This is a genomic window from Streptomyces sp. MMG1533, assembly GCF_001279775.1.
Taxonomy (GTDB): Bacteria; Actinomycetota; Actinomycetes; order Streptomycetales; family Streptomycetaceae; genus Streptomyces.
In genome coordinates this window covers 42755-57223 of the sequence record NZ_LGDG01000254.1, presented here as the reverse complement: position 1 = coordinate 57223, position 14469 = coordinate 42755, and the positions used below count along the sequence as shown (strand labels likewise).

16 protein-coding genes and 1 riboswitch are annotated in these 14469 nt (G+C 71.3%); of the genes, 8 read left to right on the top strand and 8 right to left on the bottom strand.

What is annotated here, in order from left to right:
• Positions 1 to 298 precede the first annotated feature (298 nt).
• Together ADK57_RS37085 and ADK57_RS37080 are read left to right on the top strand one after the other, a co-directional pair.
• Positions 299 to 901, top strand: coding sequence for a DUF4126 domain-containing protein (locus ADK57_RS37085; RefSeq protein WP_053754076.1), 603 nt, complete (start codon positions 299 to 301; stop codon positions 899 to 901).
• A gap of 51 nt (positions 902 to 952) precedes the next feature.
• On the top strand, positions 953 to 2464 hold the full coding sequence (locus tag ADK57_RS37080; RefSeq protein ID WP_199830767.1) for a phytoene desaturase family protein: 1512 nt from the start codon (positions 953 to 955) through the stop codon (positions 2462 to 2464).
• Positions 2465 to 2492: 28 nt separating this feature from the next.
• On the opposite strand, the gene ADK57_RS37075 is transcribed toward ADK57_RS37080, so the two are convergent.
• The 6 genes from ADK57_RS37075 to ADK57_RS37050 form a co-directional block, all read right to left on the bottom strand.
• Complete coding sequence (locus ADK57_RS37075) at positions 2493 to 3449, bottom strand: hypothetical protein (RefSeq protein WP_053754074.1); 957 nt, start codon at positions 3447 to 3449, stop codon at positions 2493 to 2495.
• A gap of 56 nt (positions 3450 to 3505) precedes the next feature.
• Positions 3506 to 4429, bottom strand: coding sequence for a methylenetetrahydrofolate reductase [NAD(P)H] (metF, locus tag ADK57_RS37070; RefSeq protein WP_053754073.1), 924 nt, complete (start codon positions 4427 to 4429; stop codon positions 3506 to 3508).
• 108 nt (positions 4430 to 4537) lie between these two features.
• Positions 4538 to 5188: a thiamine phosphate synthase gene (gene thiE, locus ADK57_RS37065; RefSeq protein WP_053754072.1), complete on the bottom strand. Its 651-nt coding sequence runs from the start codon at positions 5186 to 5188 to the stop codon at positions 4538 to 4540.
• 204 nt (positions 5189 to 5392) lie between these two features.
• Positions 5393 to 5764 (bottom strand): Rv2175c family DNA-binding protein, encoded by a 372-nt coding sequence (locus ADK57_RS37060; protein ID WP_053754071.1) that lies wholly within the window; start codon positions 5762 to 5764, stop codon positions 5393 to 5395.
• Between the two features lie 64 nt (positions 5765 to 5828).
• Positions 5829 to 7070 (bottom strand): NAD(P)/FAD-dependent oxidoreductase, encoded by a 1242-nt coding sequence (locus tag ADK57_RS37055; protein WP_053754070.1) that lies wholly within the window; start codon positions 7068 to 7070, stop codon positions 5829 to 5831.
• A gap of 32 nt (positions 7071 to 7102) precedes the next feature.
• Positions 7103 to 7453: a hypothetical protein gene (locus ADK57_RS37050; protein ID WP_053754069.1), complete on the bottom strand. Its 351-nt coding sequence runs from the start codon at positions 7451 to 7453 to the stop codon at positions 7103 to 7105.
• Positions 7454 to 7545: 92 nt separating this feature from the next.
• Positions 7546 to 7657, top strand: a riboswitch (TPP riboswitch).
• On the opposite strand from ADK57_RS37050, the gene thiO reads away from it, so the two are divergent.
• The 5 genes from thiO to ADK57_RS37025 all read left to right on the top strand — a co-directional run bounded on the left by thiO (position 7655) and on the right by ADK57_RS37025 (position 12812).
• Positions 7655 to 8830, top strand: coding sequence for a glycine oxidase ThiO (gene thiO / locus ADK57_RS37045; protein WP_053754068.1), 1176 nt, complete (start codon positions 7655 to 7657; stop codon positions 8828 to 8830). It overlaps the preceding riboswitch by 3 nt.
• Positions 8827 to 9027 (top strand): sulfur carrier protein ThiS, encoded by a 201-nt coding sequence (gene thiS / locus ADK57_RS37040; RefSeq protein ID WP_053754067.1) that lies wholly within the window; start codon positions 8827 to 8829, stop codon positions 9025 to 9027. The genes thiO and thiS overlap by 4 nt, the downstream gene beginning before the upstream one ends.
• Before the next feature lie 3 nt (positions 9028 to 9030).
• Complete coding sequence (locus ADK57_RS37035) at positions 9031 to 9825, top strand: thiazole synthase (RefSeq protein ID WP_053754066.1); 795 nt, start codon at positions 9031 to 9033, stop codon at positions 9823 to 9825.
• 118 nt (positions 9826 to 9943) lie between these two features.
• A complete protein-coding gene (pknB, locus tag ADK57_RS37030; RefSeq protein ID WP_053754065.1) occupies positions 9944 to 11887 on the top strand; it encodes a Stk1 family PASTA domain-containing Ser/Thr kinase in 1944 nt (647 codons plus the stop codon).
• Positions 11888 to 11921: 34 nt separating this feature from the next.
• The gene (locus tag ADK57_RS37025; protein ID WP_053754064.1) at positions 11922 to 12812 is read left to right on the top strand and encodes a deoxyribonuclease IV; all 891 of its coding nucleotides are present in this window, start codon (positions 11922 to 11924) and stop codon (positions 12810 to 12812) included.
• 15 nt (positions 12813 to 12827) lie between these two features.
• Here the strand turns inward: ADK57_RS37025 and ADK57_RS37020 are convergent, their stop codons facing one another.
• Positions 12828 to 13460 (bottom strand): sulfite oxidase-like oxidoreductase, encoded by a 633-nt coding sequence (locus ADK57_RS37020; protein ID WP_053754063.1) that lies wholly within the window; start codon positions 13458 to 13460, stop codon positions 12828 to 12830.
• A 175-nt stretch (positions 13461 to 13635) separates the two neighbouring features.
• Here ADK57_RS37020 and bfr point away from each other — a divergent pair, with 175 nt between their 5' ends.
• Positions 13636 to 14115, top strand: a complete 480-nt coding sequence (gene bfr, locus ADK57_RS37015; RefSeq protein WP_053754062.1) for a bacterioferritin — start codon at positions 13636 to 13638, stop codon at positions 14113 to 14115.
• Positions 14116 to 14131: 16 nt separating this feature from the next.
• Here bfr and ADK57_RS37010 read toward each other — a convergent pair whose 3' ends face one another.
• Complete coding sequence (locus tag ADK57_RS37010; protein ID WP_053754061.1) at positions 14132 to 14374, bottom strand: (2Fe-2S)-binding protein; 243 nt, start codon at positions 14372 to 14374, stop codon at positions 14132 to 14134.
• Positions 14375 to 14469 lie beyond the last annotated feature (95 nt).

Here is a 14469-nt window from a genome sequence, read left to right as displayed (position 1 = left end):
GTTTTCCCCCGTTCCCCCGTACTCCCCCGTCGGGCCCCCGTACGGTCGTCCCCCGGGTTCCCCGTGTCTCGCTCCCGCCGGCATCGGCCGGCGGAAGGAGCGGATCCGGGGCGGCTCCGTTCCGGCGCCCCGTGTCGCCGGTGCCGGAGCCTTGCCCCTTCTCCGTGCCTCCACTCTCTCGTTCATGCAGGTCGCGCCCCATCCGCGCGCGTACTCATCTCACCGGCTAGGTACGGATACTCAGCACTGCGCACTCACCCCCAGGGCGCTGTGTCGCCGACTGGTTACGATCGCGTCCGTGTCCGTACTCCCCTTGGTGTTCACCAGCGGCTGGGCCAGCGGCGTCAACGCGTACGCCGTGGTGCTGCTGCTCGGCCTGTTCGGCGCGGCAGGGCTGAGTGACGACGTCCCCGAGACGCTGCAGCGCCCCGAGGTCCTCGTCCTGGCGGGCGTCCTGTTCCTGTGCGAGGCGGTCGCCGACAAGATCCCGTACGTCGACTCGGCGTGGGACGCGGCGCACACCGTGATCCGGCCGGTCGCCGGGGCCTGGGTCGGGGCGCTGCTGGCCGGGCAGAGCGGCTCGCTCTCCGATGTGACGGCGGGTCTGGTCGGCGGCTCGACGGCGCTGGCCAGCCACGCGGTCAAGGCCGGGACGCGGATGGCGGTCAACGTCTCGCCGGAGCCCTTCAGCAATGTGATCGTGAGCCTTGCCGAGGATCTCGGGGTCGGCGGGATCGTCACCTTCGCGATGTTCCATCCGGAGGCGGCGGCGATCATCGCGGGTGTGCTGCTGGTCGCCGGACTGATCGTGCTCTTCTTCCTGGTCTCACGCATCCGGCGGTTCCTGCGTCGCCGGGCCCAGCGGCGGGAGGAGAGACGGCTGGCCGCCCGCCCGGACTGACGACCGGTGGCCGTGGCCGGGTTGTCGGTGGCGGCCGATAAAGTCGCAGGCATGGCACGGATTGCGGTGATCGGCGCCGGGATGGGCGCGATGGCGGCCGCTGCCCGGCTGGCCGTCGCGGGCCACCGGGTGGCGGTGTACGAGCGTACGGAGACGTACGGCGGAGCGGTGCGCCGCTTCGAGCGCGACGGCTTCTCCTTCGACACGGGCCCGGGGCTCCTCCCCCTGCCCGCGGTCTACCGCGACCTGTTCGTCAAGACCGGCAAGGAGCCACTGGAGTCCTGCGTCGAGCTGGTCCAGGTAGATCCGTCCTCGCACCACCTCTTCGCGGACGGCACCGAGGTGTCGCTGCCGAACGCCTCGCGCGCGGGCGTCGTCGCCGCGCTGGACGAGGCGCTCGGGTCTGGCGCGGGGCAGCGCTGGGGCGACTTCCTGGTCCGGGCACGGGAGGCCTGGGACCGCACGCGCAGGCCGCTCCTGGAGGAGCCCCTGTGGCCGAACTGGTCGGTGCTGGCCGGACGCGAGCCCTATCCGGCGGTCCCCCACAAGCGGCTGCTGCGCACCCGCCGGGCCGGCACGCTGGCCGAGATCGGCGCCTGGGAGCTGCGCGACCCCCGGCTCGCCGCCCTCCTGGACAACTACGCCCTCGCGTACGGCCTGGACCCGAGCGACGCCCCGGCGAGCGCGTCCGTGCTGCCGTACATGGAGCACGCCTTCGGCACCTGGTATGTCCGCGGCGGAATGCGGGAGTTGGCGCGCGCGGTGTACGAGCGGTGCCTGGCCAGGAAGGTCGAGTTCGTCTTCGGCGCCGAAGTCACCGGGGTGCTCGAGAAGGACGGCCGGACGTCGGGCGTGGAGCTCCGGGACGGCACGGTCGCGGAGGCGGACACGGTCGTCGGCACCGGGCCCTGGCGGCTGGGTGACCTGGTGCGGGGCCGTGCGCTGTATGACGCGGAGGCCGTCGAGCCCAACCCCGAGGGCATGGCCGCCGGCCGGGTCGTCCTCTGCCTGGCGCTGCGCGGCGCCAGGCCGACGGATGCCGCACACCGCACCGTCGTGCACAGCCCGGACTCGGAGAGCGAACTGGAGCTCTTCTCGCTCGCCGTGCCGCCCGAGCAGCCGACCGTCCGTATCGACCGGCCTGATGATCCGGCCCTGCGCCCCGACGAGGAGCACGAGGCCGTGGTGCTCACGTCGACGGTGCCGTCGCAGACGCACTACGACTGGGCCGCGGCCGGTGCCGCCGACGCCTTCGCCGACCGGATGGTCACTGCCGCCGAGCGGGCGATTCCGGGGCTGCGCGAGCGGACGCTGTGGCGCGAGGTGCGTACGCCCGTGCACACCCGCGAGGAGACGGGCGCCGAGGGCGGTGGCGTGCCCGCGCCTTCCCTGGCCTCGGCGGCGGGGACCCTGCTGCACCCGTCCAACAACACGGCGATACCGGGCCTGTTCACCGTCGGCGGCTGGTCGCACCCGGGCGGAGGCCTGCCGCACGCCGGCATGTCGGGGGCGCTGGTCGCCGGACTGGTCGTGGAGGGACCGGAGTTCCGGGGTTCTCAGTGAACGGAAGGCATCCCGGCCGAGGGGCCGTTCAGAACCGGTACTGGTCGTCGAAGCCGTTGCCCTGCGCCTGGCCGTCGCCCTGGTAGGGATACGGCTGCTCCGGGGGGAGTTCGCCGCCGTAGGCGTCGTCGGTGCTGCGCTGCTGCGGCACCCACACCCCGCCGGCCGGCGTCTCCCCGGCGTACGTGCCGTTGCCGTACTGGTCCTGTCCGTAGCCCTGCTGGTCGTACTGCTGCTGGCCGCCGTAGGAGGCGTCGTAGGAGCCGCCGCCGTAGGTCTGCGTGCCGATGTAGGGGTCGGAGTAGGCGGCGTACTGCTGCTGACCGGAGGTGTCGTAGCTGTACTGCTGCTGGTAGTAGCCGTCGTACCCGTAGGTCTGGTCGGCGCCTTGAGCGGCTGCCGCGTACTGGTCCTGGGTCTGGTCCGCGGTGGCGTAGTCGGAGCCGGCGGCGGCGTACCCGGAGTTGCCGTATATACCGTACGAGCCGGTGTCGTCGGGCAGGGGCTGCGGTTCGTACACGGCGGTGCTCTCGGCGGCACTGGGGTCGACCGGGCGCGCGGGCGTGAACACGTCGTCGCGGTCGTAGTCGTCCTGGCCGTAGGCGCCGGTGTTCCGGTCGTACCCGGAGTCGTCGCCGAAGCCCGCGTCGGCGGCTTCGAGGTCGGTGACCTCCAGGGTCGGGTCCTGGCGGTCGGCCTTGCCGCGGCGCCGCTTGGTGCCGTCGGCGCCCGGACGGCTGACCGCCCAGCCGGCCGCGAAGCCGCGGCGGAACGAGAGCGTGACGTAGGTCTGGCCGACCGCGAAGGCGACGGCGCCCAGGCCGATGACGATCACGGAGGGGATCAGGACGCCGAGTACGACGCCGAGGAAGCCGCCGAAGGCGAGCAACCGCCAGCGCAGACGCGCCTTGTACTGCAGCAGCACCTCGCCGAGCAGCCACAGCGCGACGACGCCGAACGCGATGTAGAGGACCGTCCAGCCCATGTACGCCCCTCTCCCAGTGGCCGCTACGCAGTGTGTCGTATATCGGTGCGACCGGTCTAGGCCTGCGGTGGGTGGTGCAGGCCCAGGTTTTCGTAGATTTCCAGCGTCGCCGTGGAGTTGTTGAGCGTGATGAAGTGCAGTCCGGGCACTCCCTCGGCCAGCAGCCGTGCGCAGAACTCCGTGGCGTATTCGATGCCAATGGAGCGTACAGCGGTCGGATCGTCTTTTGCTGTGAGGATTCGCTCTTTCAGGGCGGGCGGGAAGGCCGCGTTGGTGAGGGACGGCACCCGGTCCAGGCTCTTCACACTCGCGATCGGCATGACCTCCGGGATGACCGGGGTCTCGCAACCGGCGGCCGCGACCTTGTCGCGCAGCCGCAGGTAGTCCTCGGGGTGGAAGAACATCTGCGTGATCGCGTAGTCCGCGCCCGCGCGGCACTTGTCGACGAAGTGGCGGACGTCGGCGTCCCAGTCGGCAGAGCGCGGATGCATCGCGGGGAAGGCCGCGACGCCCACACAGAAATCGCCGGACGCCTTGATGAGTTCGACGAGTTCGGCGGCGTAGGTGAGGCCGCGCGGGTGCGGCACCCAGTCGCCCATGGGGTCGCCGGGCGGGTCGCCGCGCAGCGCCAGCATGTTGCGGATCCCGGCGTCGGCGTACTGCCCGATGATGTTGCGCAGGTCGGCCACCGAGTGGTCGACCGCGGTGAGGTGCGCGATGGGGGTGAGCGTGGTGTTGGACGCGATCGCCTCGGTCGCCTTCACCGTGCCCGCGCGGGTGGAACCGCCGGCGCCGTAGGTCACGGAGACGAAGTCGGGCGCCACGGCCTCGACCCGGCGCAGCGCGTTCCAGAGGTTCCGCTCGCCCTTCGGGGTCTTCGGGGCGTAGAACTCGAACGAGTACGTCGTCTTGCCGGTCGCGAGCATGTCACGCACGGTGCGGGCGTGGTCCGACCTGGTGGATGCGGTGCCGAGGGCCATACCCGCAGGTTAGTCAGGGGGAGGCGGTCCCCCAACCAGATCCAGGGATTTTGCCCGATTTGTCGATTTGTTGTCCACCCTTCGGACACCAGAGGGCCGTCAGCGGTGTCATGCCTGCCGCAGCCGCTTGGCGAACTCCGCCGCAGCCGCGCCCGGGTCGTCCGCCTCCGTGATGGCACGCACGACCACGACCCGGCGCGCGCCCGCCTCCAGCACCTCGTCGAGGTTGCCGAGGTCGATGCCGCCGATGGCGAACCAGGGGCGGTCGGTGCCGAGGGAGGCGGTGTACCGGACCAGGTCGAGGCCGGGTGCGTGGCGGCCGGGCTTGGTGGGGGTCGGCCAGCACGGGCCGGTGCAGAAGTAGTCCACGCCTTCCTGGACGGCGGCCGCGGCGGCTTCGGACTCCGCGTGCGTGGAGCGGCCCATGAGGACGTCCTCGCCCAGGATCGCGCGGGCGGCGGGGACCGGGAGATCGCCCTGGCCCAGGTGCAGGACGGCGGCGCGGGCGGCGTGGGCGACGTCCGCGCGGTCGTTGACCGCGAGGAGCCTGCCGTGCCGGGCGCAGGCGTCGGCGAACACCTTCAGGTGCTCCAGCTCCTCCGCCGCCTCCATGCCCTTGTCCCGCAGCTGCACGATGTCGACCCCGCCGGCCAGGGCGGCGTCCAGGAAGTCGGCGAGGTCGCCCTGCCGCCTGCGGGCGTCCGTGCAGAGGTAGAGCCTGGCGTCGGCGAGCTGGGCGCGGGCGGTGGTGTCGGACATGCGTGGGTCCCCCGTTGTGGATGGCGTACGGGCCGCGGAAGCCGGAGTGGTCGGCCACTGCGGGCCGCGGAAGCCGGAGTGGTCGGCCACTGCGGGCCGCAGCGAGCCACGACTGTGGCCGTCGCGGGCCGCAGTCAACCACGGCCGTGGCTCTCACGGGCCACGGCCCGTACGTCGGGCGATGTTCAGATCAGCGTGCTCAGATCAGACGGCGAGCGCCTGGGCCCGGCGCTTCACCTCCGTGCCGCGATTCTCACTCAGCGCCTGCGCGGGGGTGCCGGGCAGGCTCGGGTCGGGGGTGAAGAGCCACTCGAGCATCTCTTCGTCGGTGAAACCGTCGTCCCGCAGGAGCGTCAGGGTGCCGGTCAGGCCCTTGACGACCTTCTGCTCGGCCCCGTCGAGGAAGGCGGCGGGGACGTGCAGCGCGCGGTTCTCACCACGGCGTACGGCGATGAGCTGGCCCTCCTTGACCAGCTGACGCACACGCGTCACCTCGACATCGAGCATTTCCGCGATGTCGGGGAGGGTGAGCCAGGCGGGGACGAGAGCATCGATCTTTGCGTCAATCTCAGTCACGGGACAAGCCTGCCATCCCGCACTGACAGTCGGAAGCCAGGAGCGCCCGACCTGGGGTTTCGCACTACGCCGTGGCCGCTTTCAGAGGCCTCGCCGGGTCGGCCAGCAACTCGGGGTCCATGGCCGTACCCGCCTCGATCAGCCGCCGTCCCTGCGCCAGGTCCCGGGGTCGGCCCACGGCCAGCAGGGCGACCAGGCGGCCGGCCCGCAGCCAGCACACCGTCCAGGCCGGGCCGGACGGGTCGCCGCGCCACAGGGTGGTGTCGGCGGACTCGTGGTGGCCGGCGTACTGGACGAAGCGCCCGAACTGCTCGGACCAGAAGTACGGGACTGGGTCGTAGACGGCCGCGGGCTCGCCGGTGGCCTCGCCGAGGATGTTCTCGGCCACCGTGCGCGGGCCCTGGAGGGCGTTGTCCCAGTGGTGGACCAGCAGGCGCTCGCCATACCTCCCCGAAGGGAAGGAGGCGCAGTCACCGACCGCGTAGACGTCCGGCACCGAGGTGCGCAGACGGTCGTCGGCGACGACCTCGCCGTGGGTGCCGAGCTCGATGCCGGAGCCGGCGAGCCAGGCCGTGGCGGGGCGGGCGCCGATGCCGACGACCACGGCGTCCGCGGGCAGCCGGGAGCCGTCGTCCAGCAGCACCGCGCCGGGCTCGACGCGGCGCACGCGCGCGTGGGTGCGCAAAGAGGCACCGGCGTCGTCGTACCAGGCGGCCATCGGCGCGGCCACCTCGGCGGGCAGCGCGCCCGCGAGCGGCCGGTCGGCGGCCTCCACGACCGTCACCGCACAGCCTGCCTCGCGCGCCGCCGTGGCGAACTCGGCGCCGATCCAGCCCGCGCCGACGACCACGATGGCGTGCTGCCGGGCGAGCACCGGACGCAGCCGTTCGGCATCGTCCAGGGTGCGCAGCAGGTGCACGCCGGGGACGCCTTCCGCGCCCGGCAGCCGGATCGGTTCGGCACCGGTGGCGAGGACCAGGACGTCGTACGGCACCGGCCCCTCGGCGGTGTCCAGCTCGTGTTCGGCGGGGCGGACGCCCAGGACCTCGCGCCCGAGCCGCAGTTCGATGCCGAGCGCCTCGAAGTCGACGTCGAAGGCGGAGCCCTCGGCCTTGCCGAGCAGGACGGCCTTCGACAGCGGCGGCCGGTCGTACGGCTGGTGGGGCTCCGCGCCGATCAGGGTCACGCTGCCGGTGTGGCCCTGTTCCCGCAGGGCGACCGCGGTCTGCACCCCGGCCATGCCCGCGCCGACGACGACAACACGCCGTGGCGTGGACGTGCCCCGTTCCTGCCTCTGCTCGCTCACCTGATCACCATAGACAACTGACGAACAGTCAGTCAGGGGGCGTGCTCGGTGAGCTGCTCCACAACGCTCGTCCCGCTGCCCGGCTGCGACTCCCACTCCCAGGTCTCCTCCAGCCGCACCCGGCCGTCGGGCAGCTCGGCGACCGTCGACACGCAGTGCCCCGAGGACGTCGTCCCGTCCTCCTTGAGCTGTACGTACCGGAAGTCCAGGCGGTCGCCCTCCCGCGTCCCCACCAGGTGCCCGCGTACGACGTCTCCGCCCGCGTACTCGGCCCAGATCTCGCCGTCCTTCTCGTGGTACGTGAACCTGGTACGGGTACCGACCTGACCTGGGGCCTGGTCGGCGACGGGGGCGAGGACGAGTCCGTCGAGCGAACGTGCCACAGGCGGAGGCTCCCTTACTGAGACATACGGCATTGGCTAGGGTGGCCAACGTGCTGCGTTTCCCGGGGGGCGACCCCCGGACCCCCAGCACAAAAAATACACGCGGGAGCCCGGACGCACCGGGCTGAGAGGGAGGCTGGCGGCCTCCGACCGTACGAACCTGATCCGGGTCATGCCGGCGAAGGGAGGGGCTGGACGCCCATGTCGCGTACGTCCGACACATCACACACCTCAGACGTCCTGGTCGTCGGGGGCGGGATCATCGGCCTGGTCACGGCCTGGCGGGCCGCGCAACGCGGGTTCGCCGTGGCCGTCGTGGACCCCGAACCGGGTGGCGGGGCCGCCCAGGTCGCGGCCGGAATGCTGGCCGCCGTCACGGAACTGCACTACGGCGAGCAGACCCTGCTCGGCCTGAACCTGGAATCGGCCCGCCGCTATCCCGACTTCGCGGCCGAGCTCACCGACCTCACCGGACACGACCTCGGCTACCGCCGGTGCGGCACGCTCGCCGTCGCACTGGACGCCGACGACCGCGCCCATCTGCGGGAACTGCACGCGCTGCAGCGGCAGTCGGGGCTGGACTCCGACTGGCTGTCCGGGCGGGAGTGCCGGCGTCTGGAGCCCATGCTCGCGCCGGGCGTACGCGGCGGGCTGCGGGTCGACGGGGACCACCAGATCGACCCGCGGCGGCTCGCGGCGGCGCTGGTGGCCGCCTGCGAGCGGGCCGGGGTCGTCATCCACCGCACATGGGCCGAGCGGCTGTCGGTCCTGCGGGAGCGGGCGGCCGGGGTCGTCACACGCGAGGGCGAGGTTCTGGGCGCCGGGCAGGTGGTGCTGGCCGCGGGCAGCCTCAGCGGGCGGCTCGCGGGCGTCCCCGAGGATCTGCTGCCGCCCGTACGGCCCGTGAAGGGACAGGTGCTGCGGCTGACCGTGCCCGAGCGGTACGCGCCGTTCCTGAGCCGGACCGTGCGGGCCGTGGTGCGCGGCAGTCAGGTCTACCTGGTGCCGCGTGAGAACGGCGAGCTGGTCGTCGGCGCGACCAGCGAGGAGCTGGGCTGGGACACCACGGTGACCGCGGGCGGGGTGTACGAGCTGCTGCGCGACGCTCACGAGCTGGTGCCCGGGATCACCAAGCTGCCGCTGACGGAGACCCGGGCCGGTCTGCGGCCGGGCTCCCCCGACAACGCGCCGCTGCTCGGCCCGACCGGCCTCGACGGGCTGCTGCTGGCCACCGGGCACTACCGCAACGGCGTGCTCCTCACGCCGGTCACCGGCGACTCCATGGCACACGTCCTGGCCACCGGTGAACTCCCGGACGAGGCCCGCCCCTTCACGCCCAAGCGCTTCAGCACCGCCCTCACGGAGCAGCCCGCATGAACATCCAGGTCAACGGCGAGCGGCAGGAAGTCGCCCCCGGCACCGCCCTCGACACGCTCGTACGGTCCCTCACCGCGGCGCCCTCCGGAGTGGCCGCCGCGCTCAACGAAACCGTCGTCCCGCGCGCGCAGTGGTCCGCCACGTCCCTCACCGAGGGAGACCGCGTCGAAGTCCTCACCGCCGTCCAAGGAGGCTGACCCATGGCCGACGATCCCTTTGTCATCGGTGGTACGTCCTTCACGTCCCGCCTGATCATGGGCACCGGCGGGGCGCCCAGCCTGGAGGTGCTGGAGCGGGCGCTGGTCGCCTCCGGCACGGAGCTGACGACGGTCGCGATGCGGCGCGTCAATCCGGACGTGCACGGCTCGGTGCTGTCGGTGCTGGAGAAGCTCGGCATCCCGGTGCTGCCCAACACCGCCGGCTGCTTCACCGCGGGCGAGGCCGTCCTCACCGCCCGCCTCGCCCGCGAGGCACTCGGTACCGACCTGGTCAAGCTGGAGGTCATCGCCGACGAGCGGACGCTGCTGCCGGATCCGATCGAGTTGCTGGACGCGGCGGAGACGCTGGTGGACGACGGGTTCACGGTGCTGCCGTACACGAACGACGATCCTGTGCTGGCGCGGAAGCTGGAGGATGTCGGGTGCGCGGCGATCATGCCCCTCGGGTCGCCGATCGGGTCGGGGCTGGGCATTCGCAACCCGCACAACTTCCAGCTGATCGTGGAGCACGCGCGCGTGCCGGTGATTCTGGACGCGGGGGCCGGTACGGCGTCGGACGCGGCGTTGGCCATGGAGCTGGGGTGTGCGGGCGTGATGCTCGCCTCGGCGGTGACCCGGGCGCAGGAGCCTCAGTTGATGGCCGAGGCCATGAAGCACGCGGTGGAGGCGGGAAGACTGGCGTACCGGGCGGGCCGGATTCCGCGGCGGCACTTCGCGGAGGCGTCGTCTCCCGCGGAGGGGCTGGCGGTGCTGGATCCCGAACGACCGGCATTCTGAACGTACGTTCGAATGAAGCGGGGCGCCGGTGCGACCTCCGTCACAGGTCCGCTTCAGTCCCGCCCCGATCTCGACCGAACCGCCAGTCGTGTCAGTCACGGCTCGTACACTCACCTGCGTGGATACGACCCTTCAGGACCCGTTGGTCGGGCAGGTGCTCGACGGGCGCTACCGCGTGGACGCGCGGATCGCGGTCGGCGGGATGGCCACGGTCTACCGGGCCCTGGACACCCGCCTGGACCGCGTGCTCGCGCTCAAGGTGATGCATCCGGCGCTCGCGGCGGACGGGACCTTCGTCGAGCGGTTCATCCGGGAGGCGAAGTCGGTCGCCCGGCTCGCGCACCCGAACGTCGTGCAGGTCTTCGACCAGGGCACCGACGGGTCGTACGTCTACCTCGCCATGGAGTACGTCGCCGGGTGCACCCTGCGCGACGTACTGCGCGACCGCGGGGCGCTGCAGCCGCGCGCCGCCCTGGACATCCTGGAGCCGGTGCTCGCCGCGCTGGGCGCCGCGCACCGCGCCGGTTTCGTGCACCGGGACATGAAGCCGGAGAACGTGCTGATAGGGGACGACGGCCGGGTCAAGGTCGCCGACTTCGGGCTCGTACGCTCCGTGAACACCGTCACCAGCACCACCGGGGCCGTTCTCGGCACCGTCTCGTACCTCGCGCCCGAGCAGATAGAGCAGCCGGGCGCCGCCGACCCCCGCGTCGACGTGTACGCGTGCGGTGTCGTCCTCTACGAGATGCTCACCGGCGAGAAGCCGCACGACGCGGACTCCCCCGCCGTGGTGCTCTACAAGCACCTCCACGAGGACGTCCCGCCGCCCTCGGCCCTCGTGCCGGGTCTGCCGTACGAGCTCGACGAACTGGTCGCGTCGGCGACCGCCCGCACCCCCGGCATCCGCCCGTACGACGCGGTCGCGCTGCTCGCGCAGGCGCGCGAGGCGCGCGCCACGCTCAGCGAGGACCAGCTGGACGCGGTGCCGCCGCGGGCGCTCTCGTCGGACCACGAGCACCGTGACATCGGTGCCGACCTCACGAGCGTGATCCCGCGCTCGCTGACCGTGCCGCGCCCACTGCCGGTGAACGAGGACGAGGCAGAGGCCGGGTTCCACCGCACCAGCCGGCTGGAGAGTCCGCCGCCGCTTCCCCCGCGCCGCGGTACCGACCGCTCCCGGCGTCGGATCGTCACGATCGTGGCCGCCGTGCTGCTGGCGCTCGGCCTCGGCGCGGGCGTCTGGTACATCAACTCCGGCCAGTTCACCCAGGTCCCGCCGCTGCTGGCGAAGACCGAGGCACAGGCCCGGGACCGGCTGGAGCAGGCCGGCCTGGAGGTCGGCAAGGTCAACCACGCCTACAGCGACACCGTGAAGCGCGGCACCGTCATCAACACCGACCCGAAGCCGGGCACCCGGATCCGGGACAACGACTCGGTGGCGCTCACCATCTCCGACGGCCCTCAGACGGTGAAGGTGCCCGACGTGGAGGGCTACCGGCTGGACAAGGCGAGGTCCCTGCTGAAGGACGGCGGGCTGGAGCCGGGCATGGTCACCCGGGCGTTCAGCGAGGAGGTCCGCAAGGGCTTCGTGATCTCCACGGACCCGGAGAAGGGCACCGAGCGGCGCGCGGGCTCGGCGATCGCGCTCACCGTCAGCAAGGGCAGCCCGATCGACGTCCCGGACGTCACCGGCGAGTCCCTGAAAGACGCGCAGGCGGACCTGGAAGAGGCCGGGCTGCAGGTGAAGGTCTCCTCCGAGGAGGTCAATTCCTCGGAGTACGACAAGGGCCGGGTCGCCCTGCAGACACCGCAGAACGGCAGCACCGCCGCCGAGGGCGACACGGTGACGCTGACGCTGTCCAAGGGCCCCGAGATGATCGAGGTCCCGGACGTGGTCGGCGACAGCGTCGACGACGCCAAGGCGACGCTGGAGGGGGCCGGCTTCGAGGTCGACGAGGACCGCGGGCTGCTCGGGCTCTTCGGCGACACCGTGAAGAAGCAGTCCGTGAAGGGCGGGAAGACGGCCCCCAAGGGATCGACGATCACCATCACGATCCGCTGACCGGCCGCTCCGGGCCGCATGACACCCTTGATGCGTGAAGAGTCAACAGCCCGGCACCGCCCCCGGCACGCTGCGCAACCCCGTCGGCGGCCACGTCCCCGTGGCCGGCGGTCTCCACTCCGTGGGCCTGTCGTACGCCCATGACCTGAAGGCCGAGACCGTGCAGGTCTTCGTCGCCAACCCGCGCGGCTGGGCCACGCCCGTCGGCAATCCGCGGCAGGACGAGGAGTTCCGGGAGGTGTGCGCGGCCGAGTCGATTCCGGCGTACGTGCATGCCCCGTATCTGATCAACTTCGGTTCGCACACCGAGGCGACCGTGGAGAAGTCGGTCGAGTCGTTGCGGCATTCCCTGCGGCGAGGGCGGGAGATCGGGGCGCTGGGCGTGGTCGTGCACACCGGCAGCGCGACGGGCGGGCGGGACCGGTCCGTGGCACTGAAGCAGGTGCGGGAGTACCTGTTGCCGCTGCTCGACGAGCTCACCCACGACGACGACCCGTACCTGCTCCTGGAGTCGACGGCCGGCCAGGGCGCCTCGCTCTGCTCGCGGACCTGGGACTTCGGGCCGTACTTCGAGGCGCTGGACGCCCATCCGAAGCTGGGTGTGTGCCTGGACACCTGCCACATCTTCGCGGCCGGGCACGACCTGACCGGGCCGGCCGGCATGCACCAGACGCTCGACCTGCTGGTGGACACGGTCGGCGAGGGCCGGCTCAAGCTGATCCACGCCAACGACTCGAAGGACGTGGTCGGCGCCCACAAGGACCGGCACGAGAACATCGGCGCCGGTCACATCGGCGAGGACCCGTTCCGCGCGCTGATGACCCATCCCGCGACCGAGGGCGTACCGCTGATCATCGAGACGCCCGGCGGCAAGGAGGGACACGCGGCGGACGTGGAACGGCTGAAGAAGCTGCGGGACGGCTGAGACGGTGGCCCAGGGTCAGAGCTCGGGGCCTTCCCCGGGCCCCTCCTGGTAGGAGTAGCGCTGTTCCTTCCAGGGGTCGCCGACATTGTGGTAGCCGCGCTCCTCCCAGAAGCCGCGGCGGTCGGCGGTCATGTACTCCACGCCCCGGACCCACTTGGGGCCCTTCCACGCGTACAGATGGGGGACGACCAGCCGGAGCGGGAAGCCGTGCTCCGCCGTCAGCAGTTCGCCGTCCTTGTGGGTGGCGAAGATCGTGCGCTCGGACGCGAAGTCGGACAGGCGCAGGTTCGAGCTGAATCCGTACTCCGCCCACACCATCACATGGGTGACGGCCGGGGCGGGCGGGGCGATCTCCAGGATCGTCCGCGCGGGGATGCCACCCCACTCGGCGCCGAGCATGCTGAACTTCGTGACACAGTGCAGATCGCCCACGACGGTGGTGTACGGCAGGGCCGTGAACTCCTCGTGGTTCCAGCACTGTTTCTCGCTGTCCGCGGTGGCGCCGAAGACCCGGAACTCCCAGCGTTCGGGCCGGAACTTGGGGACCGGACCGTAGTGCGTGACCGGCCAGCCGCGCTGCATTCGCTGCCCCGGCGGAAGCTCGGAGTGTGCCGCATCTCCCGACTCGCGTTCCACCGGCTGACCCATGACTCCATCCTGACAGACCCGGGGCAGTGCACATGACCAGCCCCCACCCAAAGCGGGCAATTGGAACTGAGTATGCCCTTACTTACTAAGTGAAGACTTACTGGACGATCTTCGTTGCCGGTGCAAGGATGCGGCGCAACCTGCCAGTTCCCCCCGGTTGGAAGGAGCCTCTGCGATGCAGGGCGACCCCGAGGTCATCGAATTCCTCAACGAGCAGCTGACCGCCGAGCTCACCGCGATCAACCAGTACTTCCTGCACGCGAAGATGCAGGAGAACTTCGGCTGGACCAAGCTCGCGAAGTACACGCGGCACGAGTCGTTCGACGAGATGAAGCACGCGGAGGTGCTCACCGACCGGATCCTGTTCCTGGACGGGCTGCCGAACTACCAGCGCCTCTTCCATGTACGCGTGGGACAGACGGTCAAGGAGATGTTCGAGGCCGACCGGCAGATCGAGGTCGAGGCGATCGACCGCCTCAAGCGCGGCGTCGAGGTGATGCGGAGCAAGGGCGACATCACGTCCGCCAACATCTTCGAGTCGATCCTCGAGGACGAGGAGCACCACATCGACTACCTCGACACCCAGCTGGAACTGCTGGAGAAGCTCGGTGAGGCGCTCTATCTCGCGCAGCTGATCGAGCAGCCGGAGAGCTGAACCCCGCCCTGCGGACCTAGGCGGCTTCCTCGAGTTGCTCGAGTTCCTCGAACTCCGAGAGAACGGGCTTGCCCTGGTCGGCGAGCTCGCGGCGCGGACACCCGCCCCTGCCCAGCAGCGCCTGGATGTGACGGACGCACGAGCCGCAGTCCGTGCCCGCCTTGCTGGCCGAGGCAATCTGGCGGGGGGTGCAGGCACCGTCCGCCGCGTGCTTCTTCACCTGCGCCTCGGTGACGCCGAAGCAGTTGCAGACATACACGCGGTTCCACCTCCCGCCGGGATCGGTCGCTTGATGCCATCCCCTTGAACGGTGAGGCAAACCTAACCTTACCCGGCTCGCCGCAGCCTTAAAAG

Excerpts from the sequence above, each read along its gene's own strand:
- bfr (WP_053754062.1), top strand. The coding sequence starts at position 13,636 with ATGCAGGGCGACCCCGAGGTCATCGAATTCCTCAACGAGCAGCTGACC.
- ADK57_RS37020 (WP_053754063.1), bottom strand. The coding sequence starts at position 13,460 with ATGGGTCAGCCGGTGGAACGCGAGTCGGGAGATGCGGCACACTCCGAG.
- ADK57_RS37075 (WP_053754074.1), bottom strand. The coding sequence starts at position 3,449 with ATGGGCTGGACGGTCCTCTACATCGCGTTCGGCGTCGTCGCGCTGTGG.
- thiS (WP_053754067.1), top strand. The coding sequence starts at position 8,827 with ATGAACATCCAGGTCAACGGCGAGCGGCAGGAAGTCGCCCCCGGCACC.
- metF (WP_053754073.1), bottom strand. The coding sequence starts at position 4,429 with ATGGCCCTCGGCACCGCATCCACCAGGTCGGACCACGCCCGCACCGTG.
- thiO (WP_053754068.1), top strand. The coding sequence starts at position 7,655 with ATGTCGCGTACGTCCGACACATCACACACCTCAGACGTCCTGGTCGTC.
- thiE (WP_053754072.1), bottom strand. The coding sequence starts at position 5,188 with ATGTCCGACACCACCGCCCGCGCCCAGCTCGCCGACGCCAGGCTCTAC.
- ADK57_RS37080 (WP_199830767.1), top strand. The coding sequence starts at position 953 with ATGGCACGGATTGCGGTGATCGGCGCCGGGATGGGCGCGATGGCGGCC.
- ADK57_RS37035 (WP_053754066.1), top strand. The coding sequence starts at position 9,031 with ATGGCCGACGATCCCTTTGTCATCGGTGGTACGTCCTTCACGTCCCGC.